Origin of the sequence: Actinoplanes cyaneus, assembly GCF_016862095.1 — a bacterium.
GTDB lineage: Bacteria > Actinomycetota > Actinomycetes > Mycobacteriales > Micromonosporaceae > Actinoplanes > Actinoplanes cyaneus.
The window spans coordinates 40,064-65,094 of record NZ_BOMH01000007.1 but is presented as its reverse complement, the minus strand read 5'-3'; the positions used below and the strand labels follow the sequence as shown (position 1 = coordinate 65,094).

General features: G+C 71.5%; 22 protein-coding genes. 15 read left to right on the top strand and 7 right to left on the bottom strand.

Annotated features, from left to right (window positions below):
* Positions 1-23: 23 nt before the first annotated feature.
* Genes Acy02nite_RS04725 through fabF form a run of 3 tightly spaced genes read left to right on the top strand, consistent with a single transcriptional unit; the run spans position 24 to position 2,491 of the window.
* Positions 24-974, top strand: a complete 951-nt coding sequence (locus Acy02nite_RS04725; RefSeq protein ID WP_203738547.1) for a beta-ketoacyl-ACP synthase III — start codon at positions 24-26, stop codon at positions 972-974.
* 46 nt (positions 975-1,020) lie between these two features.
* Entirely contained in the window at positions 1,021-1,263 is a 243-nt protein-coding gene (locus tag Acy02nite_RS04720; protein ID WP_203738546.1) for an acyl carrier protein, read from the top strand.
* 1 nt (position 1,264) lies between these two features.
* Positions 1,265-2,491, top strand: coding sequence for a beta-ketoacyl-ACP synthase II (fabF, locus tag Acy02nite_RS04715; RefSeq protein WP_203738545.1), 1,227 nt, complete (start codon positions 1,265-1,267; stop codon positions 2,489-2,491).
* A gap of 393 nt (positions 2,492-2,884) precedes the next feature.
* On the opposite strand, the gene Acy02nite_RS04710 is transcribed toward fabF, so the two are convergent.
* The gene (locus Acy02nite_RS04710) at positions 2,885-4,624 is read right to left on the bottom strand and encodes a glycoside hydrolase family 3 protein (protein WP_203738544.1); all 1,740 of its coding nucleotides are present in this window, start codon (positions 4,622-4,624) and stop codon (positions 2,885-2,887) included.
* A 308-nt stretch (positions 4,625-4,932) separates the two neighbouring features.
* The gene (locus Acy02nite_RS04705; RefSeq protein ID WP_203738543.1) at positions 4,933-5,424 is read right to left on the bottom strand and encodes a DUF3145 domain-containing protein; all 492 of its coding nucleotides are present in this window, start codon (positions 5,422-5,424) and stop codon (positions 4,933-4,935) included.
* Positions 5,425-5,668: 244 nt separating this feature from the next.
* On the opposite strand from Acy02nite_RS04705, the gene Acy02nite_RS04700 reads away from it, so the two are divergent.
* Positions 5,669-5,995, top strand: coding sequence for a hypothetical protein (locus Acy02nite_RS04700; RefSeq protein WP_203738542.1), 327 nt, complete (start codon positions 5,669-5,671; stop codon positions 5,993-5,995).
* 318 nt (positions 5,996-6,313) lie between these two features.
* Here the strand turns inward: Acy02nite_RS04700 and Acy02nite_RS04695 are convergent, their stop codons facing one another.
* Positions 6,314-6,928, bottom strand: coding sequence for a carbonic anhydrase (locus Acy02nite_RS04695; protein WP_203738541.1), 615 nt, complete (start codon positions 6,926-6,928; stop codon positions 6,314-6,316).
* 149 nt (positions 6,929-7,077) lie between these two features.
* Between Acy02nite_RS04695 and Acy02nite_RS04690 the strand changes: the two genes are divergently transcribed.
* The 6 genes from Acy02nite_RS04690 to surE all read left to right on the top strand — a co-directional run bounded on the left by Acy02nite_RS04690 (position 7,078) and on the right by surE (position 13,828).
* Positions 7,078-8,019 (top strand): alpha/beta fold hydrolase, encoded by a 942-nt coding sequence (locus Acy02nite_RS04690; protein WP_203738540.1) that lies wholly within the window; start codon positions 7,078-7,080, stop codon positions 8,017-8,019.
* Between the two features lie 370 nt (positions 8,020-8,389).
* Complete coding sequence (locus Acy02nite_RS04685) at positions 8,390-10,513, top strand: HelD family protein (protein ID WP_203738539.1); 2,124 nt, start codon at positions 8,390-8,392, stop codon at positions 10,511-10,513.
* Between the two features lie 337 nt (positions 10,514-10,850).
* Entirely contained in the window at positions 10,851-11,765 is a 915-nt protein-coding gene (locus tag Acy02nite_RS04680; RefSeq protein ID WP_203738538.1) for a cation diffusion facilitator family transporter, read from the top strand.
* 40 nt (positions 11,766-11,805) lie between these two features.
* Positions 11,806-11,931: a hypothetical protein gene (locus tag Acy02nite_RS47140; protein ID WP_264653255.1), complete on the top strand. Its 126-nt coding sequence runs from the start codon at positions 11,806-11,808 to the stop codon at positions 11,929-11,931.
* 113 nt (positions 11,932-12,044) lie between these two features.
* The gene (locus tag Acy02nite_RS04675) at positions 12,045-12,980 is read left to right on the top strand and encodes a 1-phosphofructokinase family hexose kinase (protein ID WP_239174224.1); all 936 of its coding nucleotides are present in this window, start codon (positions 12,045-12,047) and stop codon (positions 12,978-12,980) included.
* On the top strand, positions 12,977-13,828 hold the full coding sequence (gene surE, locus Acy02nite_RS04670; RefSeq protein WP_203738537.1) for a 5'/3'-nucleotidase SurE: 852 nt from the start codon (positions 12,977-12,979) through the stop codon (positions 13,826-13,828). The genes Acy02nite_RS04675 and surE overlap by 4 nt, the downstream gene beginning before the upstream one ends.
* A gap of 214 nt (positions 13,829-14,042) precedes the next feature.
* On the opposite strand, the gene Acy02nite_RS04665 is transcribed toward surE, so the two are convergent.
* Complete coding sequence (locus Acy02nite_RS04665) at positions 14,043-14,393, bottom strand: STAS domain-containing protein (protein ID WP_203738536.1); 351 nt, start codon at positions 14,391-14,393, stop codon at positions 14,043-14,045.
* 312 nt (positions 14,394-14,705) lie between these two features.
* On the opposite strand from Acy02nite_RS04665, the gene Acy02nite_RS04660 reads away from it, so the two are divergent.
* From Acy02nite_RS04660 to Acy02nite_RS04650, 3 genes are all read left to right on the top strand, one after another.
* Positions 14,706-15,293, top strand: coding sequence for a hypothetical protein (locus Acy02nite_RS04660; RefSeq protein WP_203738535.1), 588 nt, complete (start codon positions 14,706-14,708; stop codon positions 15,291-15,293).
* A gap of 451 nt (positions 15,294-15,744) precedes the next feature.
* Entirely contained in the window at positions 15,745-17,253 is a 1,509-nt protein-coding gene (locus Acy02nite_RS04655) for a serine/threonine-protein kinase (RefSeq protein ID WP_425548150.1), read from the top strand.
* Between the two features lie 151 nt (positions 17,254-17,404).
* Positions 17,405-18,247, top strand: a complete 843-nt coding sequence (locus tag Acy02nite_RS04650) for a hypothetical protein (protein ID WP_203738534.1) — start codon at positions 17,405-17,407, stop codon at positions 18,245-18,247.
* Between the two features lie 54 nt (positions 18,248-18,301).
* Here the strand turns inward: Acy02nite_RS04650 and Acy02nite_RS04645 are convergent, their stop codons facing one another.
* From Acy02nite_RS04645 to Acy02nite_RS04635, 3 genes are all read right to left on the bottom strand, one after another.
* Positions 18,302-20,104, bottom strand: coding sequence for a bifunctional metallophosphatase/5'-nucleotidase (locus Acy02nite_RS04645; protein ID WP_203738533.1), 1,803 nt, complete (start codon positions 20,102-20,104; stop codon positions 18,302-18,304).
* A 113-nt stretch (positions 20,105-20,217) separates the two neighbouring features.
* Positions 20,218-21,942 carry an arginine--tRNA ligase gene (gene argS, locus Acy02nite_RS04640; protein ID WP_203738844.1) on the bottom strand — a complete coding sequence of 575 codons (1,725 nt, stop codon included), beginning with the start codon at positions 21,940-21,942 and terminating at the stop codon, positions 20,218-20,220.
* A gap of 209 nt (positions 21,943-22,151) precedes the next feature.
* Positions 22,152-23,363: an MFS transporter gene (locus tag Acy02nite_RS04635; RefSeq protein WP_239174222.1), complete on the bottom strand. Its 1,212-nt coding sequence runs from the start codon at positions 23,361-23,363 to the stop codon at positions 22,152-22,154.
* A gap of 34 nt (positions 23,364-23,397) precedes the next feature.
* Between Acy02nite_RS04635 and Acy02nite_RS04630 the strand changes: the two genes are divergently transcribed.
* Together Acy02nite_RS04630 and Acy02nite_RS04625 are read left to right on the top strand one after the other, a co-directional pair.
* Positions 23,398-23,850 (top strand): protein-tyrosine phosphatase family protein, encoded by a 453-nt coding sequence (locus Acy02nite_RS04630; RefSeq protein ID WP_203738532.1) that lies wholly within the window; start codon positions 23,398-23,400, stop codon positions 23,848-23,850.
* Between the two features lie 9 nt (positions 23,851-23,859).
* Positions 23,860-24,690 (top strand): hypothetical protein, encoded by an 831-nt coding sequence (locus Acy02nite_RS04625; RefSeq protein ID WP_203738531.1) that lies wholly within the window; start codon positions 23,860-23,862, stop codon positions 24,688-24,690.
* The last annotated feature ends 341 nt before the right edge of the window (positions 24,691-25,031 follow it).

Sequence of the window (25,031 nt, the reverse complement as noted above, 5' to 3'; positions counted from 1 at the left end):
AGTCGCGACTGAAGGAGGAACAGATGGTTGCGGGTTCCCGCATCGTCGCGATGGGTCACTACCAGCCCTCGCGCGTGGTCACCAACGAAGATCTGACGAAGACCCTGGACACCAACGACGAGTGGATCCGGAGCCGGGTCGGGATCGCGGAGCGGCGCATCGCCGACACCGAGACGGTCGCCGACATGGCCGGGTTCGCCGCCGAGAAGGCGCTCGCCGCGTCCGGGCTGACCGCCGCCGACATCGACCTGGTCATCGTCGCGACGTGCTCGTCGATCGACCGCTGCCCGAACGTCGCCACCCGGGTGGCGAACAAGCTGGGCATCGCCGCCCCGGCGGCATACGACCTGAACACGGCGTGCTCCGGCTTCTCGTACGCGGTCGGCAGCGCGGACCACGCGATCCGCGCCGGCGCCGCCCGCAACGCGATCGTGATCGGCGCGGAGAAGCTCTCCGACGTCACCGACTGGTCGGACCGCAAGACCGCGGTCCTGTTCGGTGACGGCGCGGGCGCCGCGGTGATGACCGGGGTGCCGGACGGCGAGGAGCCCGGGGTCGGCCCGGTGCTCTGGGGTTCCGCTCCGGACAAGGGCGACGTCCTGCGGATCGAGGGCTGGCGCCCGTACATCGAGCAGGAGGGCCAGATTGTCTTCCGCTGGGCCACCACCGAGCTGGCGCCGTTCGCGATCGAGGCGTGCAGGCGTGCCGGTGTCGACCCGTCGGAGCTGGCCGCGTTCGTGCCGCACCAGGCGAACACCCGGATCATCGACGGCATCGTGAAGCGGCTCGGCCTGAGCGAGAACGCGATCGTCGCGAAGGACCTGGTCGAGTCCGGCAACACCTCCGCGGCGAGTGTGCCGCTGGCCCTGTCCAAGCTGATCGAGCGGCGCGAGGTGCCCTCGGGCGCCCCGGTGCTGCTGTTCGGCTTCGGCGGCGGTCTGACCTACGCCGGTCAGGTTGTCCGCTGCCCGTAAGCTCATCCAGCACAAACCGTAAGAAATCGAGAGGAAAAGAACAAAAATGGCTACTCGTGAAGAGATCACCTCCGGCCTCGCCGAGATCCTCGAGGAGGTCGCCGGGGTGAACCAGGACGACGTCGCCGAGGGCAAGTCGTTCACCGACGACCTGGACGTCGACTCGCTGTCGATGGTCGAGGTCGTGGTGGCGGCCGAGGAGAAGTTCGGGGTCAAGATCCCGGACAACGAGGTCCAGAACCTCAAGACCGTCGGCGACGCCGTCACCTACATCGAGGCGAACGCCTGACATGAGCACTGTCGACGTCGTCGTCACCGGGCTCGGCGCGACGACCCCGCTGGGCGGGGACGTCGCGTCCACCTGGGACGCCATGCTCGCCGGCCGCTCCGGGGTGAGTTCACTCACCCAGGAGTGGGCCGGGCAGTTGTCCGTCCGCATCGCCGCGCAGATCGCCGTCGACCCGTCGGAGGTCATCGAACGCGTACGGATGCGGCGGCTGGACCGCAGTGAGGCGATGGCCATCGTCGCCGCCAAGCAGGCTTGGGCCGATGCCGGCCTCGCGGGCACCGGGCTCGACCCGGAGCGTCTCGCGGTCAGCTTCGGCAGCGGCATCGGTGGCGCGATCACACTGCTCGACCAGGACGACATCCTGGAAAAGTCGGGTCCGCGGCGGGTCAGCCCGCACACGGTGCCGATGCTCATGCCGAACGGCCCGGCGGCGTACGTCGGGCTCGAGGTCGGCGCCCGGGCCGGGGTCCGTGCGATGGCCAGCGCGTGCGCCACCGGCGCCGAGGCGGTCGCCCTGGGTCTCGACCTGATCCGCGCCGGTCGTGCGGACGTGGTGGTGGCCGGCAGCACCGAGGCCGTGATCCACCCGCTGCCGATCGCCGGTTTCGCCTCGATGCGCGCCATGTCGACGCGTAACGACGAGCCGGAGCGGGCGTCCCGCCCCTGGGACAAGAACCGGGACGGTTTCGTCCTCGGTGAGGGTGCCGGCGCGCTGATCCTCGAGCGTGCCGACCACGCGGCTGCCCGTGGCGCCACGGTGTACGCCCGGCTCGCCGGCGCGGGCATCACCTCGGACGGCTACGACATCGTCCAGCCCGACCCGGAGTGCAAGGGCGGGATCCGGGCGATGTCCATGGCGGTCCGCGACGCCGGTCTCACCGGCGCCGACATCAAGCACGTCAACGCCCACGCGACCTCGACCCCGGCCGGTGACATGGGCGAGGTGCTCGGGATCCGCACGGCCGTGGGTGACCACCCGGTGATCACGTCGACGAAGTCGATGACCGGGCACCTGCTGGGCGCGGCCGGCGCGCTGGAGTCGATCGCCACGATCCTGGCGATCCGCGACAGTGTGGTTCCCCCCACGATCAACCTCGACGACCCGGACGACCGCCTGGACCTCGACGTGGCGGCGTTCAAGGCCCGCCCGCTCGACATCCCGGCGGCCATGAACAACTCGTTCGGCTTCGGCGGCCACAACGTGGCTCTGGTCTTCGCGCGTCCCTGACGCCACGACCAGGGGAAACGCGTCCCTGAGGCCACGGCCAGGGGGAACGCGTCCCTGACACGACCAGGGGAAACAGAGGAGGAGCCGTGATCCGCGACCCGGGATCACGGCTTCTCTCCCTTTTCGACCAAGACACGATGCGCCCGCTCGCGCCGCCCGGCGACTCGGGTGTGCTGCACGCCCGGGGCTCGGTCGACGGCACGCCCGTGATCGCGTTCGCCACCGACTCAGGGCTGCCAAGAGCCCAGAAAACAACCCTCAGCACCAGCCGGACACCCGCAGCACCCTGGCTGGCGTTCAACGGCTGCCAGGGACTCGGGAAACAACCCTCAGCGCCAGCCGGACACCGCTGGGGTGGCGCCGGGCCGGTCAGCAAGCGCCGCCGGGCCGCGGCTACTTGGCGCAGGCGCTTCGCGGGAGGCCGGCGACGGCGATCGGGGACTTGCCCGGCGCGGCCGCCTTCCCGGCGATCACGGCGGCGAGCGCCGTCATCGACAGCCTGCTCGACGAATACGTGGCGAGCAGCGTCGGCGACTTCGCATAGGCGAGCAACCCGGGCAGGTCCATCATCACGGTCACCGCGGCGTCCGGTGACAGGTCGATCGGCTTGTCGCCGTACCCCACGAGCCGGATCTCCGCCCCACCGGCGGCCCGCACCTCGACGCCGTTCGCCTGCAACGCCTTGACCAGCGTCGACCGGGCGAGCTCGCGCGACGCCGGCGCGGTCACCGTGACCGGCCCGTTGACCAGCGGCCCGCCGCACTGCCCGCGCAGCACCGTGACCGACGCGGCGTCCAGCGCGGCGACGGCCTGCTGATGAGTGTCCGCCTCGAGCACCGACAGGGCGGGCTGGGCGGTCGCCGCGGTCCGGAACTTCAGCGTGAGGATCCGGGTGACCGCCTCGATCAGGCGTTCCCGCTTGAGCGTGCCGTTCTTGAGCCCGGCCACGATCCCGTCCCGCGCTGCGCCGATGTCCGGCGGCATGAGCAGCATGTCGTTGCCCGCGTTGAGGGCACGGACCGCGGCCTCGCCGGGCGCCCACTTCTTGGCCGGTTCCATGTTCATCGCGTCGGTGATCGCCACCCCGGTGAACTTCAGCTCACCGCGCAGCACGTCGGTCATCACCTTGTGCGAGAACGTCGCGGCCACGCCCTTGTCGATCGCCTGCAGGTCGAGGTGACCGGACATCACCACGCCCGCCCCGGCGTCCACGCCCGACTTGAAGGGCGGCAGGTCCTGAGCCCGCCACTGGGCAGCGGTCTCCTTGATCACCGGCAGCACCTCGTGGCTGTCGCCGGTGGTGTGCCCGTGGCCCGGGAAGTGCTTGAGGCCGGCGGACACCCCGGCGCCCTGCAGCCCGCGGACCGCGGCCGCCACCTGGTCGGCGTTGGCCTTCGGGTCCGAGCCGAACGACCGTGACCCGATCACTGAGCTCCCGGCCGGCCCGAGGGTGTCGGCGACCGGGGCGAAGTCGACGGTGATGCCCATCGCGGCCAGTTCCTCGCCGGCCCCGTGCCAGGCCGCCTCGGTCAGGTCGGGTCGTCCCGCGGCGCCGGCCGCGAACGCCGACGGGAGCGCGGTGACCCCTTCGGTGATTCTGGTCACCACGCCGTACTCCTGGTCGGTGCCGATCAACAGCGGCGCCGCGGCCGGCAGCTGTTTCGCGGCCGCCTGCAGGCCGTCGGTGAGCGCGCGAACCTGCTTCGGGTTCTCCACGTTCGATGTGGGGTTGGTCCTGCCGGTCGGGTCCTGCTGCGTGAAGGAGACCAGGATCAGGCCGCCCAGCCGGTACTTGGCAATCATCTGGGCGGGGGTGTCCACCCCGGCCAGGGTCCGGTTGCCGGCCGCCGAGCCGGCGTCGACCTGGGTGGCCGAGCTGCCGTACGCGTACGGGATCAGCACCTGCCCTGCCAGGTCCTCGTCGCTGAGCCGGGCCACCGTCTCGGCCGCCCGGACCAGCGGGTCCGCGGCCGGCGCGGAGGCCGACTCGGAGACCGGGCCGGACGGGGCGGACGCGACCGGCCCCGCGTCGGGCGGGGCGGTGGGAGCCTTCGCGTCGTTCCCGCACGCTCCGGCGAGCAGAAGCAACGGTGCGACAAATGCGACACGGGAGAGCTTTTTCACGAACGCCATCGAATCAGGTCGCGGAAAGCGCCGCCACGCGAACCCCGTCTCCGGTCCCGTGGATCGCGCGGAAGCCGGACCTCCGGGTGACGGCTGTGACACCGGGCGCACCCGAGGCCACACCGGGACCGGCACCCACGGCGCGACCGCCGGACGCCGCCGGTCCGCACGGAACTCTGACGGCACCGGGCGCCGCCGGCCCGCACGGAACTTCGACGGCACCGATCGCCGCCGGTGCGCGGGGAACGCTGACGGCGCCGGTCGCAGCCTGGGCAGGCACGATCGGCCGGGCCACGATCCGTGGGACCGGGACCGGCTCACCCGACCCGGGTCAGGAGCGTGACCGGCGCGCCGTCGCCCGCGTACCGGTAGGGCTCGAGCTCCGCGTCCCACGCGGTGCCGAGAGCCTTTTCCAGGGCATGCGCCAGCGCTTCGGGAGCCCGGGCGGACGCCATGATGGCGCGCAGCCGGTCCTCGCCGATCTGGATGTCGCCCGAGGCGCCCATCGTGCCGTGGAACAACCCGCGGCCGGGGACGTGCATGAACCGCTCGCCGTCCAGCCCTGGGCTCGGCTCTTCGGTCACCTCGAAACGAATCATGGGCCACTGCCGGAGGGCAGCAGCCAGCTCGGCGCCAGTTCCCGCGCGTCCGGTCCAGCTGCACTCGGCACGGCGCATGCTGGGGTCGACCTGCTGCACGGTCCAATGAAGATTGACCGGCGCAGTCAGGACGCGCGCTATGGCCCATTCGACGTGCTGGCACACGGCGAGCGGGGTTGAGTGGACGTATACGACGCCACACGTTGGCACGGTGACCTCCCGGAGACCGAGGTGCGTCTTCCCCTACGACCTCGACCGCGGTTGATCGTGTCCCATGATGCCGGTTGGTACGGATGGTGCGCCAGAGAATCCGCAACATCGACTGCGGGACCAGTCGTAGTGGCACATCCGGTCCAACGCCTGTACCTGCTCCGACGGTGCGGTTCACCTGGGGTCGTGTAGAGTTGCTTCGGCCATTTTTATCTGCTCGAGCTTTTCCTCAAGGAGTACCGCCGTGGCGAGCAACACCTCAAAGACCGCCCGCGCATCAGTCCGCGCCGGCCAGAGCACCGGTGGCGCCCTCAGCGTGCTCGGTGAGTACAAATACCTCATCCCGCTCGCCAACGGCCGTTTCGCGTACGTGCGCAACCTGACCAACGGCAAGACCACGCACCTCAAGACCGACTCGGACGCCTTCGTGGAGGAGATCCGGGTGCTGGCCGCGGCCGGCCACGGCGCCAAGATCCGCGCCGAGCTGCAGGCGCTGAACTCGGTGAGCCCGGAGCACGGCTGGGACGCCGCTGAGCAGCGTCTCGTCGACGCCGGCGTCTTCGAGGGCTGAGCAAGCCTCACGCACGGAAAAGGCACCTCCCGGCTTCTGCCCGGAGGTGCCTTTTCGCGTTTCCTGAAGATCAGCCCAAACAGATCGTCAGCGCTCAGCCCGTCAGTCCGACGACCAAAACACCCAATTCCTTGCCGGCGTACGGGTCGTCAGCCGCCCGTCCGTCCCCCAGCGCCCCGCCTCGCGGGAACGCGAGCCTCACCCGGCACCGGTCCGCAGCGCGCGTCACCGTCCGGGCTGGCTCCCACCGTGGTTACGCACACCCGACAACTACGGTGAGCACCAGCCTGGGCCGGGAGCCGGGCCGGGAGCCGGCGGTCAGGCGTGGTCGAGGAACTCCACCCACCCGGTGTCCAGGTCGTAGATCGCGCCCACCACGTCCACCGTCCCGGCGGCGATCGCCGCGGACAGCTCCGGCGTGGCCCGTAGCTGCTCCACGGTCCGCTCGACGTGCACGCGGATCACCCGTTCCGCCGCTTCCGGGTCGTCCAGGTCGACGCCGTCGGCGGCCGGCGCGATCGCCTCCACCAGGTAGCCCACGTCACCGTCAGGGCGCTCGCCGGAGCGCACCGCGCCGACCGTGGCGGTCACCGCGCCGCACCGCTTGTGCCCCACCACGAGGGCGAGCGAGACGCCGAGCGCCGACACCGCGAACTCCACCGAGCCGGTCAGCGAGCGGTCCAGCACGTGCGCGCCGGAGCGGGCCACGCAGATCGCGCCGAACGGCTGGTCGAAGACGGCCTCGAGGGGCACGCGGGAGTCGATGCAGCCGAGCACGACCGAGTGCGGCTGCTGACCACCGGCGGTCGCGGCCGCCTGGGTGACGCTGTGCCCGTATTGCGGTTTCCCGTACACGAAACGCTTGTTGCCCGTGATGAGCTCACCCAGAGCAGTGCTGGGCGTGATGGCCTGGGCAGCGCGAGTGGCTGTCATGACGTCGATTCTCGCCGTCCGGACGGCCAAGAAAAGTAATTGGGAGGCAGCTCACGGTCACCGTGGCGGACAGTACCGATTCGGGTGATCGCGAGTGATGATTATTACCCGTGGGTACGACGGGAGGCGTGACAAGCGCGGAGGTGCCCATGCTCGAGCGAACCGAGATCGTGATGCCCGACGGTGTGCGGCTGCACGCCGAGGTCTCCGGGCCGGACGATGCCCCGGTGACCGTGGTCCTGCTGCACGGGTGGTGCCTGGACCGGCGCACCTGGCGGCGGCAGGTCGAGGCGCTCGCGGGGCTGGGCCGGCGCGCGCCCCGGGTGATCACCTACGACATCCGGGGCCACGGCCGCTCCTCGCCGACCCGGCGCAGCTCGGCCACCCTGGATCAGCTCGGCGACGACCTGGCCGAGGTGCTGCGCCGGCTGGCTCCGACCGGGCCCGTGGTGCTCGGCGGGCACTCGATGGGCGGCATGACGATCATGGAGTTCGCGCACCGGCACCCCGGCGAGTTCGCCGCGCGGGTGGCCGGCCTGCTGTTCGTCTCGACCACCGCCGAGGGCCACACCCATACGCGGTACGGCCTTCCGGAGAGCCTGGCCGGTGTCCTGCGCGTCGGCGAGACGCTCGGCGCCGGCGTGCTGGCCCGCTCCGGCGCGTGGCGTCCGCACCGGGCCGTGCTGCCCGCCCTGGCCCCGGCGCTGCGCTGGCTGCTCTTCGGCGACCGGTGCGCCGACGAGGCGCTGGGCCTGACGCTGCGCAGCGTGGGCCGTGCGCCGCTGCGCTCGATCGGCGGCTTCCGGGCCTCGATCGGCGCGCAGCAGCGGCTGGACACGCTCGCCTCGATCGGCGACGTGCCGGCCGCGGTGCTGGTCGGCGACCGGGACAGGCTGACCCCGACGGCATGCGCCGAGTCGATCGCGGCCGCCCTGCCGCACGCCGCGCTGACCGTCTGCCCGGGCGCCGGCCACATGTTGCCGCTGGAGCGTCCGGACGAGGTGTCGGCCGCGCTGGTCGAGATCGTCCGCCGCGCGAACCGTGCCACCCGCAAGGCCGGCCGGCGCACGTCGTACCGCAAGGCGGCCTGACACGTCGTACCGCAAGCCGGTTGGGCCCGTCGTGCCGCAAGGTGCTTGGGCACGTCGTACCGCAAGTTGGTTGGGCTCGTCGTGCCGCAGGGCGGCTTGAGCGGAACAACAGCGCGCCCCCGGTCGTTTCTGTAACGCTCGAACGATGCGGTGAAACGGCGGGGGTCTGTCGTGCGGATCGGACACGGGGTCGCGGCGTGGTCCCGGTGACGCCTGGCGCCGGCCGGACACCACCTCCGGATCTCGCCGGAAGTCGCGATCCACGACACAGACCCCGGGCCGCTTCGCCGCTTGTTGCGGGGCAGGAGTAAGTTCGATTGCCCCCTTCGCGTGAGCGCTGGCGGTGCGCATGAAAGGGAGAACGACCGACTTGAGCGACGCCACCGTCCTGCAACAGGAGATCGCGGTCGAGCAGCAGCATGTGGACCGGGTCTACGCCCGTCTCGTCGAGCTGCGCAAGGACGCGTCCCGCGCCGAGAAGGAGGGCTATCAGCTCGCCGGGGTCGGCACGTTCGGCGCTCTGGTCGAGCGCGACGCGATGGTCTTCCACGCGGCCCGCCGCCGGCACGCCCTGGACACCGAGTATGAGGGGCTGGTCTTCGGCCGTCTCGATCAGTTGGACGGCGCCACGCACTACGTGGGCCGCATGGGTATCCGCGACGACATGTCGAAACCGCTGGTCGTCGACTGGCGCGCGCCGGCCGCCGCGGCCTTCTACCGGGCCACCCCGGCCGAGCCGCTGGGTGTCGTCCGGCGCCGGATGATCCAGTCCAGCCGGGAGAAGGTCACCGGCATCGAGGACGATCTGCTCGATCCGGAGGCGGCTCCGCCCGGGATGCGGGTGGTCGGCGACGGCGCTCTGCTGGCCAGCCTGTCGAAGGCGACCGGCCGCGGGATGCGCGACATCGTCGCCACCATCCAGCGCGAGCAGGACGACGCGATCCGCTCCCCCGCGGGTGGCGTGACGATCGTCACCGGCGGCCCCGGCACCGGCAAGACCGCGGTGGCCCTGCACCGTGCGGCCTACCTGCTCTACTCCGACCGCAGCCGCTTCGCCGGCGGCGGCGTCCTGGTCGTCGGGCCGTCCGGCGTCTTCGTGGAGTACATCGCGACCGTGCTGCCCTCGCTCGGCGAGGACACCGCAACGCTGCGCTCGCTCGGCACGCTGGTCCCGGGCTGGGACGCGACCCGGGTGGACTCCGGCGAAGTGGCCGCGATCAAGGGCTCGCTGCGGATGCGCCGGGTGCTGGAGCGCGCCTCGCACGACGCGGTGCCAGGCGCGCCGACCGAGCTGCGCCTGCTCTACCGGGGTGCGCTGCTGCGGCTCGACGCGGCCTCGCTGGACAAGATCCGCCGCTCGGCGCTGCCGCGTGGCGCGCGCCGCAACGAGGTGCGCGGGCACGGCTTCGACCGGGTCTTCGACGCACTCTGGGCGCAGGCGCGCGACCAGAAGCTGTCCGGCCTGCCGGAGAAGCGCGAGTTCGAGGCGGAACTGGCGGACCGCTCCGACTTCCGGGACTTCCTGAGGGCCTGGTGGCCCCGCTTCACCCCGATGCGGGTGCTGCGCTGGCTGGCCGATCGGGGGCGGCTCCGGTCGTACGCCAATGGGGTCCTGTCCCGTGACGAGATCGAGACCCTGCAGGGCTCCTTCGACGGGCTGGACGAGCTCGGGCCGACCATCGCCGACGTGGCGCTGCTGGACGAGCTCGACGAGCTGATGGGCCGCCCGCGCAAGCCGCAGAAGAAGAGCAAGAACCCGTTCCATGTACGGGACGGGGTCCAGGAGGTCAGCACGTTCGCGGACCGTCAGGCGGCCGCGCGCACCGCGCACGCCCAGCGCGAGGACGACTACCGTGACTTCGCGCACGTCGTGGTCGACGAGTCGCAGGACGTGTCACCGATGCAGTGGCGGATGGTCGGCCGCCGCGGGCAGTACGCGTCCTGGACCATCGTGGGCGACCCGGCGCAGACCGCGTGGTCCGGTGACCCGGACGAGCTGGACCGGGCCCGGGAGAAGGCGCTCGGCTCGCGCAAGCGCAACAGTTACGCGCTGACCACGAACTACCGGAACTCGTCGGAGATCTTCGCGGTGGCCGCCGGGGTGATCCGCGCGATCCTGCCGGACCTGCCGCTGCCCTCGGCCGTGCGCTCGACCGGGGTCGACCCGGTGGATCTGGTGGCCGGCGCCGGCGCGCTGCCGGCGACGGTCCGCGAGCTGACCGAGAAGCAGCTCGCCGACGTGGACGGGACGATCGGCGTGATCACCCCGGTGCCGCGCCGCGACGAGATCGCCGGGTGGGTGACCGGCCTGCCGGAGCGGGTCCAGGTGGTCACCGCCCTGGAGGCCAAGGGTATGGAGTACGACGCGGTCGTGCTCGTCGAGCCGGGCGAGATCGCGATCGACCGGGCCGGCGTCCGCACCCTGTACGTCGCGTTGTCCCGCGCCACCCAGCGGCTGACCACGGTGGGCACGAACCCCGACTGGCATCCGTGACGGACCCGGCCGACCGGCTCCCGGGGCTGCCGCGACCCGCTTGAAGCACCCCAGGGAGCCGGCGTCCCGCTGGAAGCCACCTCTGACAGCCACCGTGAACCCGGCGGCGTCGGCGTCGGCGTCGGCGTCGGCGTCGGCGTCGGCGTCGGCGTCGGCGTCGGCGGACAATCGCACGGCTGGGTGATTGTGCTGATCAAGCCGGGCGCCTGGCACGCCACGACGGGCGTGCCCGTTACCGTCACCGCGAGAACGCGGCCGCGCGACCCGCAATCGATTGCACATATTGCGATGTACGCATACCTTAGCGGCGACGCGATCGACGACGGAAGGTGGAGACATGGGAGCCGGTCACGACCACGGCGCCCGGGCACTGCACGCCGGCGCCCGGCACCGCGCCCGGCTGTGGTGGGCGGCCGGGCTGCTCACCGGGTTCATGCTGGTCGAGGCGGCGGCCGCCGGGCTGACCGGCTCGCTCGCGCTGCTCTCCGACGCCGGGCACATGTTCACCGACGTGCTCGCCATCGCGATGACCCTGGCCGCGATCACCGCCGCGGGTCGCGCCGGGTCCGATTCGGCCCGCACGTTCGGGCTCTACCGGCTGGAGGTGCTCGCCGCGCTGGCCAACGCGGCCCTGCTGACCCTGGTCGCCGGGTTCGTGGTGGTCCAGGCGGTGCGCCGGTTCACCGGCCCGCCGGAGGTGCCGGCCGGCGCGATGCTGCTGGTGGCGCTCGGCGGGCTGGCCGCCAACCTGGTCGCGTTCGCGCTGCTGCGGTCGGGCGCGAAGGAGAACATCGGCGTCCGCGGCGCGTACCTGGAGGTGATCGGCGACCTGCTCGGCTCGGCCGGCGTGATCGTGGCCGCGGTGGTGATCTGGCTGACCGGCTGGGCGTACGCGGATCCGATCGTCGCCGTCGGCGTCGCGCTGATGATCCTGCCGAGAACGTTCGCGCTGGGCCGCTCGGCGGTGCGCATCCTGGTCCAGGCCGCTCCGCACCACGTGGACGTGGGCGCGGTCCGCGAGCGGCTGTCCGCCGTCCCGGGTGTCTGTGACGTGCACGACCTGCACGTCTGGACGCTGACCGAGGGCATGGAGGTCGCCTCGGCGCACCTGCGCCTGGAGCCGGCCGCCGAACTCGGCGCGGTCCTGACCGTGGCGCGCGAGGCGCTGCACGACGAGTTCGCCATCGAGCACGCCACGCTCCAGGTGGAACCGGCCGGCGCGGGAGGGCACTGCACCCCCACCGGCTGGTGACGGTATGGCGATCATCACCTCGATCGCGGAGGATCCGGTGATGAGGGTTCGACACCGGCCTCGTGCCGTCGGGAAGGGCCGGGATGCGTCGCTGCTCGCCCATCCGGAGCTGAGCCCGGCGGTCGGCCGGCTCACCGAGCCGCGCCACGTCCCGGAAGCCCGCTGATCGCGCCCGCGCCCGGCCGGCTCGGCGAGACACGGCCTGCCGCCGGGAAACGTCGCTTCTGTTCTTTTTGCGATCCCCCACGCCGGATGCGCAAAAAGATGAGAATGCGAGTCATGAGTGACGGCCGGGTCATGGTCTTCGCGCCGGCTCCCCAGCTGACGGTGACCATCGAGCAACACCACGACGAGCCGGAGCTGCACGTGCACCCGGGTGGCCAGGGCATCTGGCAGACCCGCATGATCACGTCGCTCGGCGCCCAGGTGACGCTCTGCACCGCCGCGGGCGGCGAGGTCGGCCGGGTGCTGGCCCCGCTGATGTCCGAGCTGCCCGGCGTCACGATCCGCCTGGTCCGCCGCGAGAACGGCACCGGCTGGTACGTCCACGACCGCCGCAGCGGCAGCCGCGAGGAGATCGCCGAGCGCCCCGGCGTCCCGCTCTCCCGGCACGAGCTCGACGAGCTCTACAACCTGAGCCTGGCCGAAGGCCTGCGGGCCGGCATCGCGATCCTCAGCGGCCCCGCACACCCCTCGGTGATCAAGCCCGAGGTGTACGGGCGGCTCGCCGCGGATCTGCGCGCGAACGGCTGCCGCGTGATCGCCGACCTGTGCGGGCGCTACCTCGAGGAGGTGCTCACCGTCGGGCTGGACGTCGTCAAGATCAGCCACGAGGAGCTGATCAAGGATGGACTGGCTGCCGACGGATCCACCCGGGAACTCGTGAATGCCCTGGTCAAGCTGAACGCGGACGGAGCCGGGGCGGTCCTGGTCTCGCGCGCCGACGAGGGAGCGCTGGCCCTGATCGACGACGAGATCTACGCGGTCACCCTGCCCCGGCTGACCGCCGCCGAGCACCGCGGCGCCGGCGACTCGATGACCGCCGGAGTCGCCGCCACCCTGGCCGCCGGCGGTTCGATGACCGACGCGGTCCGCACCGGCGCGGCCGCGGGCGCCCTCAACGTCACCCGGCACGGCCTGGGCACCGGGCACGTCGACGCCGTCCGGGTACTGACCGAACGAGTCCGGCTGACCCCGATAAAGAAGGCAACATGACCCCTCGCGACCTGCGCATCCTGATCACCAACGACGACGGCATCGAGGCGCCGGGCATCCGCTGGCTGGCGCGGGCACTCGCGCACGCCGAATACGACGTGGTCGTCGCGGCGCCCCTGAGCGAATCGAGCGGCAGCAGCGCGTCCATGACCGCCGTCGTGCAGGACGGGAAGATCGTCTCCGAGCCGCGGGAGATCCAAGGCGCCAAGAACATTCCCGCGTACGGCGTAGCCGCCTCCCCCGCGTACATCGTCCTGCTCGCCCTGCGGGAGGCGTTCGGCCCGCCGCCCAACCTGGTCGTCTCCGGCATCAACCGGGGTGCGAACGCCGGAGCGGCAGTGGTTCACTCCGGCACCGTCGGCGCCACGCTGACCGCCTCCCACGCCGGGCTGCGCGGCCTGGCGGTCTCCCTGGACGTGCTCACCCCGGCCCAGGCCACCGCGGCCAGCGGAGGAGCCGCCATCGACGCGCTCCACAAGGCCGACGAGGAGAAGCACCACTGGGCCAGCGGCGCCGAGCTCGCCGTCCGGATGCTGCCCACGCTGCTGCACACCCCGCCCGGCACGGTCTTCAACCTGAACGTCCCCGACCTGCACGTGGACGGCATCCGCGGGCTGAAGCAGGCGTCACTGGCCCGTTTCGGCCAGGTCCAGATGAGCATCGCCGAGGCCGGCGACGGTTACGTCCGCACCGCGGTCCAGGCCGCCGAGGAGGAGCTCGACCCGGGCACCGACCTGGCCGCGCTCGCCGACAACTTCGCGGTGGTCACGCCGTTGCGGGCTCCGCACGAGGACACCGCCATCCGCATCAACGTCGACGGCATCCGCATACAGACCCCGGCGATCTGATCCGTCACCGGATCACGGCCCGAGAGCGGCGGCTCACGGCTGCGGGCGGCGGCCTCCGAGCGCCGGGCGGCGGACAGCGCTGGGCCGCGGACAGCGCGCTGAACGACGGGCGGGACGCGGCGGGCAGGCGGGCGGGACGCGGGACCGTGGGCTCCATCACGACGAAGGCCCGGCCCCGCGAGCGGGACCGGGCCGTTCCGAGTCTGGTGCTGCCTCAGGCGCCGGAGAGCGCTGCGTCGTCCTGGTGGGGCTGCGGGTTGCCGAACAGGCCGAGAAGGCCGGTGACCCACAACTGTTTGTGCGCGAATCGGCTGGGCCGGGTCACGACCACCTTGACTCCGCTCACGCCGGCGAGCTGGAAGGCCGCCACGAGGGCACTGATGCCCACGGAGTCGATGAAGGTCACGTGCTGCATGTTGAGCTCGATGCGAGCCGGAATGCCCTCGCCGAGCTGGGCCGCGACGGCCTCACGGATCTCATACGCGTTCTCGACATCGATCTCACCGCGCGGCGAGACCTCGACGGCACCGTCAGCGAGCGTCGACGTCGTTATCGACAGCGTCACGCCTCTTCCCTCCAGCCGCCCGGGCCATCCCGAGCGTTGTTCCTCTGTTCGTGAGTCGTCACGACCACCCTGGATGCAGGGCGGACGGACTACCCCCGGAAGGTTCGGTGAAACTGACCGAAAGGTTAGGCCCCGAACCTGTTAGACACCTGAGTGGCCCGTGTGAGCGTGGTCAACAGTACTGCGGACCGTCAAATCGTTTTGGAAATGTGATGCCGCTGGAACTGTGATGCCGTCCATACCGGACGTTTGCCGTGACCCCTCCCGGGGCACGAATCTTCAGAGCTGGGCGAGCGCAGGAGGTAACCGACGATGTTCGCGACAAGGAAGAGCCAGACCGAACGGACAACCGCGCAGGCCTGGGAATACCTGTCCGCCGCCATGGCGACGGCCGGCGAGGCCGCCCGGGATGCCGGCAAGCAGGCGGCCACCACCGCCGACCGGGCAGGCCGGGGCACCCAGGAACTGGCCGACCGCGCCGCCCGCCGGAGCCGGCGGCTGGCAGATCGTAGCCAGAAACTGGTGGGTGACGTGAGTCACCGCGGGCAGGAACTGGCCGATCGGACGAGCCGGCGCAGCCGCAAGCTCGCCGCCAAGGCGGACAAGCGGAGCCAGAAGCTGGCCCGGAAGGCGAGTAAGAAGGGTCACAAGGTGGCCGGCCGCGCGAGCGGCGTCGCCGACGAGGCCTGGTCACGCGCCAGCGCCGCCGCGAACGCGCTGGCCGGGCAGAAGCCGGGCCGCCCGTGGGGCCTGATCGCCGGTTTCGGCCTGCTGGGGCTGGCCCTCGGCTGGGCCGCGGCCACGACCGCGCGCGCCGCGGTGGAGCGGGAGGCCGAGAACGAGCAGGTCGAGCTGGCTGAGACCGCGCTGGTGGTCACCCCGACGTACGACGGGAAGTAACGCGGAAGAAGGGTGTGGCGATCCTCCCGGGTCGCCACACCCTTTCCCGATGCCGCCGTCGCCCGGCGCATCGACGAACGCGACTCCCGGGCCGCCCCCACTCCGCCACGAGCACAGCGGGTGGCGCGCAAGCAAAAGCAGCGCCGGCGGACCGTGACGGCGTCTTTCCCACGAGCAAGCGGTACCGGCCTGGTCCGGCGCCGCGGAGACCGCCCGCATCCAGGCCGGACCCGCCTCACCGGAGTGGTTCTCAGCACAGTCGCCAGCCGGTCCGTGCCCTGTCACGCGCCGGGTGCCCAGCGCGCAGCGCGTGGACATCCGTGAACACCGTCCTGCCCAGCTCATCGCCGATTCCGCGGCCTGGCGACGGGTGCCGCCGCTGACCTCCCCTTGATCGGTCCGGCTCTGTACTCTTGAGCGGCGTTATGGTCGATCAGAGATCGATCCGAAGTTGATCAAAGATCGATCAGAACTCGTCAGCGGCCCGGCCGCCCGATCAGAAAAGGTCCACCTGGTGCTCAGTGCGGGACATCTCCTGGACAACCGCTACCGGTTGGACGAACGGATCGCGACCGGTGGCATGGGTGACGTGTGGCGTGGCACCGACGTGGTGCTGGGGCGCACCGTCGCGGTGAAGGTGCTGCGCACCGCGATGCTGGACGATCCCGAGTTCGCCGCCCGGTTCTACGGCGAGGCGCGGATGATGGCCGCCTTCCGGCACCCGGGCGTCGTCGAGGTCTACGACTACGCGGAGGCCGGCGACTCCGGCGGGCCGGAGAAGGTCGCCTACCTGGTGATGGCGTTCGTCGAGGGCGAGCCGCTGTCCAACCGGGTGAAGCAGGGCCCGATCCCGGTGGCCGAGACCCTGTCGATCGTGGCGCAGGCCGCCGACGCGCTGCACGCCGCGCACGAGGCCGGCATCGTGCACCGGGACATCAAGCCCGGCAACCTGATCGTGAAGCCGTCCGGCGCGGTCATCCTGATCGACTTCGGCGTCGCCCGGTCAAACGCGCTGACCAGCATGACGGGGCTGAACGCGATCGTCGGCACGGCTCTCTACATGGCTCCCGAGCAGGTCGCCAAGGGCAACCTGACCCCGGGGACGGATGTCTACGCCCTGGGCGCCGTGGCCTATCACTGCATCGCCGGGCGCCCGCCGTTCGACGGGGACAACGCGCTGCAGGTGGCGCTGCGTCACCTGGAGGACGAGCCGGATCCGCTGCCCGACCACGTGCCCTACGAGGTGCGCGAGCTGATCGCCCGGGCGATGGCCAAGCAGCCCGCCGACCGCTACCAGAGCGCAGCCGAGTTCGCCGAGGCGGCGTACGCCACGGTCGGCAGTCCGCAGGACTGGAAGCGGCTCACCGGCACCGCCCTGATCGCGCCGAGGAGCCCGGTGCCGGTCAGCCCGTCACCGGTGCCGGCGCGGACGCCGTCCGGGGCTTATCCGACGATGCCGGTGACCGGCTCGCAGCAGCCGGTGACCCGCCCGCGGATGTCGCCGTCCCCGCCGCCGATGCCGCCCCCGGTCTACACGCCGGAGAAGCCGTTCGCCCAGCGCGGCCTGATGATCGCCGTGGTCGCGCTGTTCATCGTCGCCGGCGGGCTCGGGATCGCCTGGGCCCTGTCCGACAAGGATGAGCCGGCCAAGGCCGGCACCGACGGCGGCGGCAAGGAGAATCCGGCGGTCACGCAGGTGGACCCCACCGACGCGCCGTTCGATCCGCAGAGCGAGGCGCCGGTGGTGGTGCAGTCCAGCCACGCGCCGTCGAGTTCCAAGCGGCCCCCGTCGAAGGCTCCCAGCGCCTCGGCGTCGCCGTCCGTGACGTCGGCGTCGCCCAGCGCCAAACCGTCGTCCTCGGCTCCGTCGTCCGCCCCGCCCAGCAGCGCGACGCCGAGCAGCCCGCCGCCGCCGGAGACGTCGGTCGCCCCACCAGTGGTTCCCGACACGCAGAACTGACCCGCACGCGGGCAGGGTCCACCGGCCCTGTCCGCTCGCCGGCACCGGAAATGCAACTCGCGGCAGCCGAATCCTCAAACGGGCCGGGTCGCGGCCGATGAACCCGGATGGCACGGAACTGCACCCGAGCCGCTACCGGAAAGGCCGCACCATGACCGTCCAGACGCCGCGTGACGAGTACCCCGCCGACTACCCGGTCTCACCGCCGTGGGCGCAGGAGACGGAGACTCCACCGTGGGCGGACGGCCATCACGCCGAGGCCCCGGCCTGGCCGGGCAACCATCAAGCAAGCGGCTACCCCGCCGAGACCCCCGCCTGGCCCGGCCGGCAACAGACGACCGGGCACCAGGCCGAGGCCCCGGCCTGGCCCAGCCAGCAGACGACCGGTCCCCACGCCGAGGTCCCGGCCTGGCTGGCGGGACATGTCCAGGAGGCCGGGACCGAGGAGCTGGAGCCGCTGCCGTTCGGCGGCGCGGTCCCGCCCTACGGTTCCCCGGAGAACCGGCACGGCCAGCTCCTGGTCCGCTTCCCGCACGCGGTGCTCGGCGAGGCCCGCCCGGAGGCCCCGTCCTGGCGCCCGGTCGTGGCCTGGACGTTCTTCCTCAGCGTGCTCGGTGTCGTCCCCGCGATGCGCCGCTCGTCGCGGGCCAGGGCGTACGGGCGGCCCCGCGCCCCATACTGGATCGCCTTCGTGGCCACGCTGGTCGCCGGCGCCGCGTTCTGGTCGTTCCTGATCGCCGACGTGGTGGTGCCGATCCAGCGCAGCAGCGCGGAGAGTGCGGCCACCGAGGCGGTGCAGTCGAAGGTGCTCGGCGACGGCCGGATCGAGGAGGCGGTCGGCACGAAGGTGAAGTCGGGTGGTTGCGCGCCGGCCGGGGTTCGGGACGACGACGGGCTGCGGCCCTACAACTGCACGTTCCAGCTGGCCGACGGGCGGTCCGCGTCCGTGCACATCAAGGCGGACAGCCGCGGCAACTGGGAGACGGTCCGGTGACGTACCCCAGGGGCGCCTCTGACCGAGAAAGGCACCCCTGGGGACGACACATCGTCAGAACGTGACCGGGACGCCCTCGCGGACCAGCTGCCAGTTCTTCACGAAGAAGTCGGCCGGGTCGATCTTGCCCTTGGCCTGCGCCCAGTCGATCAGAAGCTGGCGGATCTCCTTCTGCTCGTTGTAGACCTGGGTCTTCACGATGCCCGGGAACGCGCCGCCACCGGACCGGCGGTAGTTGTTGACCGCGACGACGAACTGCGCGTCGGCGGCCACGTCGGCACCGTTGATCTGCAGCTTCGTGATGCGGCTGCCGATCGGCTTGCTGATGTCGATGTCGTAGTCGACCCCGGAGAGGATGTCGTAGTTGTAGTCCGGGATCGTGGTGTCGCTGATGTCGGCCGCGACGACCGGGGCGCCCGGCGCGAGGGTCTTGAAGAACTTCGCCGAGTACTCCAGGTACGCCTTCACCTCGGCGCCGGTCAGCACGACCGCCTCCAGGGTGTTGTCGTAGATGTAGAGCCCCGCGACGTCCTTGATCTTGACGTCGCCCTTCGGGAACACCGCGGTACGGCTGAACGGCGCGGCGATCGACAGGACCGGCAGGCTCGCGTACTGCGTGCCGGCCAGGGCCTTGGTCACCTCGTCGGTCTGCACCTTGTTGATGTAGTCGAGGATCGGGGTGTCCTCGTACCGCGAGGTCGCGGCGGAGAGCTCCGCGGTGGAGGCGGCCACGACCTGGTTGACGTACGCCACGGTCTTGTTGTGCTGGCTCCTGGTGACGGCCAGCACCTTCGGGTCGGCCTCGACCGTGTTGGTGTTGATCGTCGCCGACGCCTTGGTCGTGATCTTCCAGTGGCCGTGCTCGCGGACCAGGTCGAAGTCCATCTTGGTGACCCGCTGGCCCCACTTCGACGGCTCCGAGGTCAGCACCTGGACACCGGTCTTGGTGTTGGTCACGAACCGCTGCGCGACCTCCGCGTGGGCGTGACCGAAAAGGATCGCGTCGATGCCGGGGACCTGCTGGGCGATCAGCGCGACCGGGTTCTCGTTCGGCAGCTCGGAGCCGTAGCTGGAGACGCCGCTGTCGCCACCGTGCGCCACGACGATCACGATGTCGGCGCCGCGACGCCGGATCTCCGGCACCCACTTCGCCGCGGTCTCGACCATGCCGAGGAAGTTGAGCTTGCCCTCGACGTTGCCCTTGTCCCAGATCGTGACGCCCGGGTTGGTCAGGCCGAGGATGCCGACGCGCAACGTGGGCGCGTGCTTCCCGAGAGAGACCTTCTTGATCACGTACGGCGTGAAGGCGGGCTTGCCGTTCTTCGCGCTCACCGCGTTCGCGGCCAGGGCCGGGAACCCGAGCTGGCGGATCCAGAGGTTCAGCAGCGGCAGGCCGTAGTTGAACTCGTGGTTGCCGAGCACCACCGCGTCGTACTGCAGCACGTTCATCGACTTGGCCATCGGGTGCTTCTCACCGGTGGTGGTGATCGGCTCCTGCTTGGCGTAGTACGTGGCCAGCGGGGTGCCCTGGATCGTGTCGCCGGCGTCGAGCACCAGCGTGCCGCCGGTCGCCTCCTTGCGCAGCTTGTTGATCAGCGCGGCGGCCTTGGCGACGCCGACGTCGTTGTGCGCGGAGTCGTCGTACTCGGCGTCCTTGTAGTAATCCCAGTTGTAGATGTTGCCGTGCAGGTCCGAAGTGCCGAGCACGGTCAGGTGATACGTCTCCGGAGCCGGCGGGGGCTTCGGGTGGCCCTTGCCACCGGCCTGGGCCGCGACCGGGAAGGCGAGCGGTGCCGCGGCCGCGGCCGCCGAGACGGCCAGCACGCCGCGCCGCGACACGCCGTTGGGAAGCGTCATAACGAGCCTTTCGCAGTTATATGCGCGCCTCGTGGGCGCAGCAAACACTGCACCCTAACGGTGGATCAGCCGATGGGTCGATCGACGGAAGATTGCGTGCTTATCAAATTTGCTCAAATCTCCTCCGGAGCCGCGATACCCAGGAGAAACAATCCGGTGTGGAGGGTTCGCGCGGTGAGGGCGGCCAACCCCAGCCGGCTCCCCCGCACGTCCGGTCCGGCCCGCAGCACCGGGCAGCGCTCGTAGAAGACCGAGAACGCCTGGGCCAGATCGTGCAGGTAAACGGCGAGCCGGTGCGGTTCGGCCTGCCCCGCGGCGGCGGTGACGGCGGCCTCGAAGCCGAGCAGCGTGATCGCGAGCGCCCGCTCGGCCGGCTCGACGACGGCCGGCTCGCAACCGGGCCGCGCCACCGTGAGCGCCGGTTCGAGCCGCCCCGCCGTGAGCGCCTGCTCGGTGACGGCCGCCGGGTCCGGCTCGCTGCCCGCCTTCCGGAAGATCGAACAGATCCGGGCGTACGCCATCTGCAGGTACGGACCGGTGTTCCCGGTGATGGCGAGCATCCGGTCGAGGTCGAAGACGTAGTCGCCGCGCCGGTCGCCGGACAGGTCCGCGTACTTGATCGCGCCGATCCCGATGGTCGGCGCGGACGCCCGGAGGACCGCCTCGTCGAGCAGCGCGGCCAGCTTCACCGTGTCGCCGGCCCGGGTCTTGAGCATCTTGCCGTCGGCGCCCAGGATCGAGCCGAACCCGATGTGCTCGGCGCTCACCCCGTCCGGCAGCCAGCCGGCCGCCCGGGCGACGGCGAAGACCATTGCGAAGTGGACCTGCTGCGGGTTGCCCACCACGTAGAGCAACCGCTGCCCGCCGAGCGTCCCGGCCCGGTGCCGGATCGCGGCCAGGTCGGTGGCGGCGTATCCGTACCCGCCGTCGGCCTTGCGCACGATCAACGGCAGCGGCACGCCGTCCCGCCCGGTGAACCCCGCCGGGAACGCGCAGAGCGCGCCGTCGCTCTCGGTCAGCAGCCCCTTCTCCCCGAGCTCGGCCACGATCGCGTCCAGATCGTCCTGATACCGGCTCTCCCCCGCGAAGTCGTCCGGGCCGAGGGTCACGCCGAGCCGCTCGTAGACGTCCAGGAAGTACCGCTCGGACTGCGCCACGAGCGTGCGCCACAACTCCCGCGACCGCGGATCGCCGGACTGCAACGCCACCACCCTCAACCGAGCCCGTGTCCGGAAATCATCATCGGTGTCGAACTTGACGCGTGCCGCCTGATAGAAAGCGGTCAGGTCACTGATCGAGTGCTCGGCATCACCGCCCGAGTCCAGGAGGTGCTCGACCAGCATCCCGAACGGCGTGCCCCAGTCACCCAGGTGATTCACCCGGACCACGTCATGACCCAGCCACGCCAGCATCCGGGCCAGCGCGTCGCCGATGATGGTCGAGCGCAGGTGGCCGACGTGCATCTCCTTCGCCACGTTCGGCCCGGAGTAGTCGATCACCACCCGCCGCGGCGCCGCGGCCACCGGCACGCCGAGCCGCCCATCGATGGCGAGCTCCCGCAGGGACGCCGTCAGCAGCTTGTCGGAAACGGTCAGATTCAGGAAGCCGGGACCGGACACGGCGATCTCGGCGACACCGGCCAGCTCGGCCTCCGCGAGCGCGGCCACCTCCGCGGCGATCTCCCGCGGCGGCCGCCCCAGCTCCCGCGCGAGCGCCAGCGGCGCCCCGGACTGGAAGTCGGCGTGCGGCGACGACCGCACCGCCGGATCGACGGGATGCCCGGCGACCGCTTCCAGCGCGGGCGCCAGCCGATCCTGCAGAAGAGATTCCAGATTCACTGTCACACCCGATTTCCTCGTACGGACGAGGCGGGTCGACCGGAGACACATCCGTCGCCGGCGGGATCGACCCGCCGGCGGAGAGCACAGATCAGCGGCGGCCGTGAAGACGCCGGCGTCGCTCGCTGAACACGCTGTGCATGACCGCGACTATAGCGGGCTCAGTCGTCAGCGGCCTCAGTCATCAGCGGGCTCAGTCGTCAGCGGGCTCAGTCGTCGTGGGCGATGTGCTTCATCTGCGGCCAGAGCGCGATCAGGAAGACCAGCGCGCATATGAACGCGACCCGGAAAGGGGCGGCCACGCCGTACCGGGAAGCCAGCACTCCGCCGAAGGCGGCGCCGATCACGAGACCGCCGTAGACGCAGATGACGTTGACCGCGCCGACCCGGCCCTGGAGCTGGACCGGCACGGCCCGCTGCCGGATCGTGGTCGCGGTGCTGCGCCAGACGAACTCGTGCACCCCGAACAGGAAGAACGTCGGCAACGCCACCCACGCCGACCGGGTGACGCCGAGGATCAGGTGGGTGCCGGTCTCGATGATCAGGCCGATCCGCATCAGGTTGCCGAGGCTGATCCGGGCGGTGAGCCAGCCGTAGGCCAGCGTCCCGAGGATCCCGCCGACCGCCCCGACCGTGGTGATCAGGCCATAGCCGACCGCGCCCAGCCCCAGCCACTCGGTCGCGTAGAGCACCAGCACCGACCAGGCCGCCCCGAACGCCAGGTTGAAGATCAGGACGGTCAGGGAGAGCGTACGGACGGCCGGGTGCCGGACCAGCCAGCGCACCCCCTCGATCACCTCGCGGCGGGCGCTCGCCGCGGGCTCGTCGCGTCCGTGCGGCGGCAGCGTCACCCGCGCCACCAGCAGCGTCCCGGCGCAGAGCAGCAGCAGCTCGGCGGCGAGCGGCCACGCCCGTCCGGCGGCGAACAGGGCGGCGCCGATCGGCGGCCCGGCGAGCTGGTTCAGGGTCACGAAACCGGCGGTCAGCCGGGCATTGGCCAGCGTCAGGTCCTCCCGGGCGACCAGCATCGGGGCCAGCGTCCCGGTGGTGTTGTCGGCGAACACCTCGGCCGTGCTCAACAGCCCCAGCCCGAGCAGGGCGAACTCCACCGACAGCCGCCCGGTGGCCAGCATGCCGACCAGGCCGGCCAGCACCAGCATCCGCACCGCGTTGGCGATCAGCACGATCCGGCGCCGGTCGTGGCGGTCCGAGAGCACCCCGGCGTACAGGCCGCAGATCAGGGGTGGCGCCCACGAGAGAAGGGCGGCGAGCGAGATCAGGAACGGGTCGCCGGTGAGCGAGGCGACCAGCAGCGGGCCGGCCGCCGCCGAGATGCCGTCCCCCAGGTTCGTGGCCCAGGACGAGGCGACCAGCCAGCGGAAACTCGGGCCCAGGCGTGGGGGCAGCACGGTAGCGATCACAAGGCGTGCACCTTACGGAATAGCATCCTGGACCGTGACCGAATTTACCGGCTGGGAGCCGGACACGCCCGGCGTGCTGCGGTTGCCGTCCGGGCGGCTCGTCCGCGGCCGTGGGCTGCGTGCGGCCATGCCGACCGGGCACCCGCCCCGATTCGGGGTGTACCTGCTGGGCTCGCCGCCGCCCGAGTTCGGGTGGGAGAGCCGCTGGGTGAAGTGGCCGGACTTCTGGCTGCCGGCCGACCCCTCGTACGCGAGATCGGTCCTGCTCGAAGCCCTGCGCCGAGCGGAGGGTGAGCGGGTCGAGATCGCCTGCTTCGGCGGCGTGGGACGGACCGGAACCGCGCTGGCCTGCCTCGCCGTGCTCGACGGCGTGCCACCGTCCGAGGCGGTCGCCTGGATCCGCGAGCACTACCACCGGCACGCGGTCGAGACGCCGTGGCAGCGCCGCTTCGTCGCCCGCTTCACCGGCGTCGAAGCCCTCCCCTAAGGTTCCGGCATGTCGATTCTCGCCACCGACGACCAGCACGTCGGACATCACCTCTGGCCACGGGTGCGACGGTGGATCGCCGTGCTCGTGGTGGCGTTGACCTTCGCCGCGCTGCTGGCCGCGGGCGGAGCCTGGCTCGGCTGGCGGAGCGCGCCGGCGCTGCCCGGCGATCGACAGGCGCGGGAGCTCGTCGCGGCGTTCGTCCCCGGGATGTCGGTGGACGCGGCCGACCGGAACGACATGATCTTCGGCAGTGCCGACCCGCAGGTCGGCGAGCTGATCGGCGGAGTGGACGAGTACGACCCCGGCTGGGTGTCGCTGTATGCGGCCTGGCCAGGGCCGGACATCGCGGCAGCGCGGGTGGCCCTCGATCAGGGCGGCTGGGAGACCCGGGAAGATCCGGCGACGGGCGCGGTGACCGCCCGGCGGGACTCCCTGGAGCTGAGTGTGTACAGCGACGGCGTCATCTTCCACCGCCCGGAGCCCGCCCTCGTCCCGATGCTGGCGCTGATCGGGTGGGGCGGCGGTCTGTTGCTGGGCGGGTGGGTCGCGCTGCGCTTCAGCCGCCGGTCGCAGCCGAGCCAGGCCCGGTTCCTCGCGCGCACCGGCACGGTCCTCCTGCTGCTCTGCACGATCGAGGTCACGGTGGGGCTGCTGCTGCCCTGGCCCGCGCCGACTCCGCCGGACGGGCCGAGCGCGCTCTGGGAGCCGTACATGTCGATGCTGGTCAGGCCGTTCGCGCTGGCCGGGCTGCTCTGCTGGGTGCTGGCCGGCGTGCTGCGCTGGTCGCCTCGGGCCGCCCGCTCGACTCGTGAGTGGACACACTTTCTGTTCGGCTGAGATGCACCGACTGTCCGGGTGAGATGCACCGGGCCGGCCGGGCGGGCATGCGCCGGGTCCCGGCTGGTTCTCATGGACGTTATTCGTTCCTCATAACGTCCATGAGAACCAGCTAGGAGCGCGGGTCGCGGCACATGCTGTAGTGGCAGCGGCCTCGCGAGCGTGCTCGGCGTGCAGGCGCACTCGGCGTGCGAGCGCGCGGGGGCTAGGCGTGCGGGCGGGCTCGGCGTGCGGGTGCGCGGGGGCTCGGCGTGCGGGGCGGGCGGCTCGGCGTGCGGGGGCTCGGTGTGCGGGGGCGGGCGGCTTGGCGTGCGGGCGTGGGCGGGCCGGCTGTCGTTCGG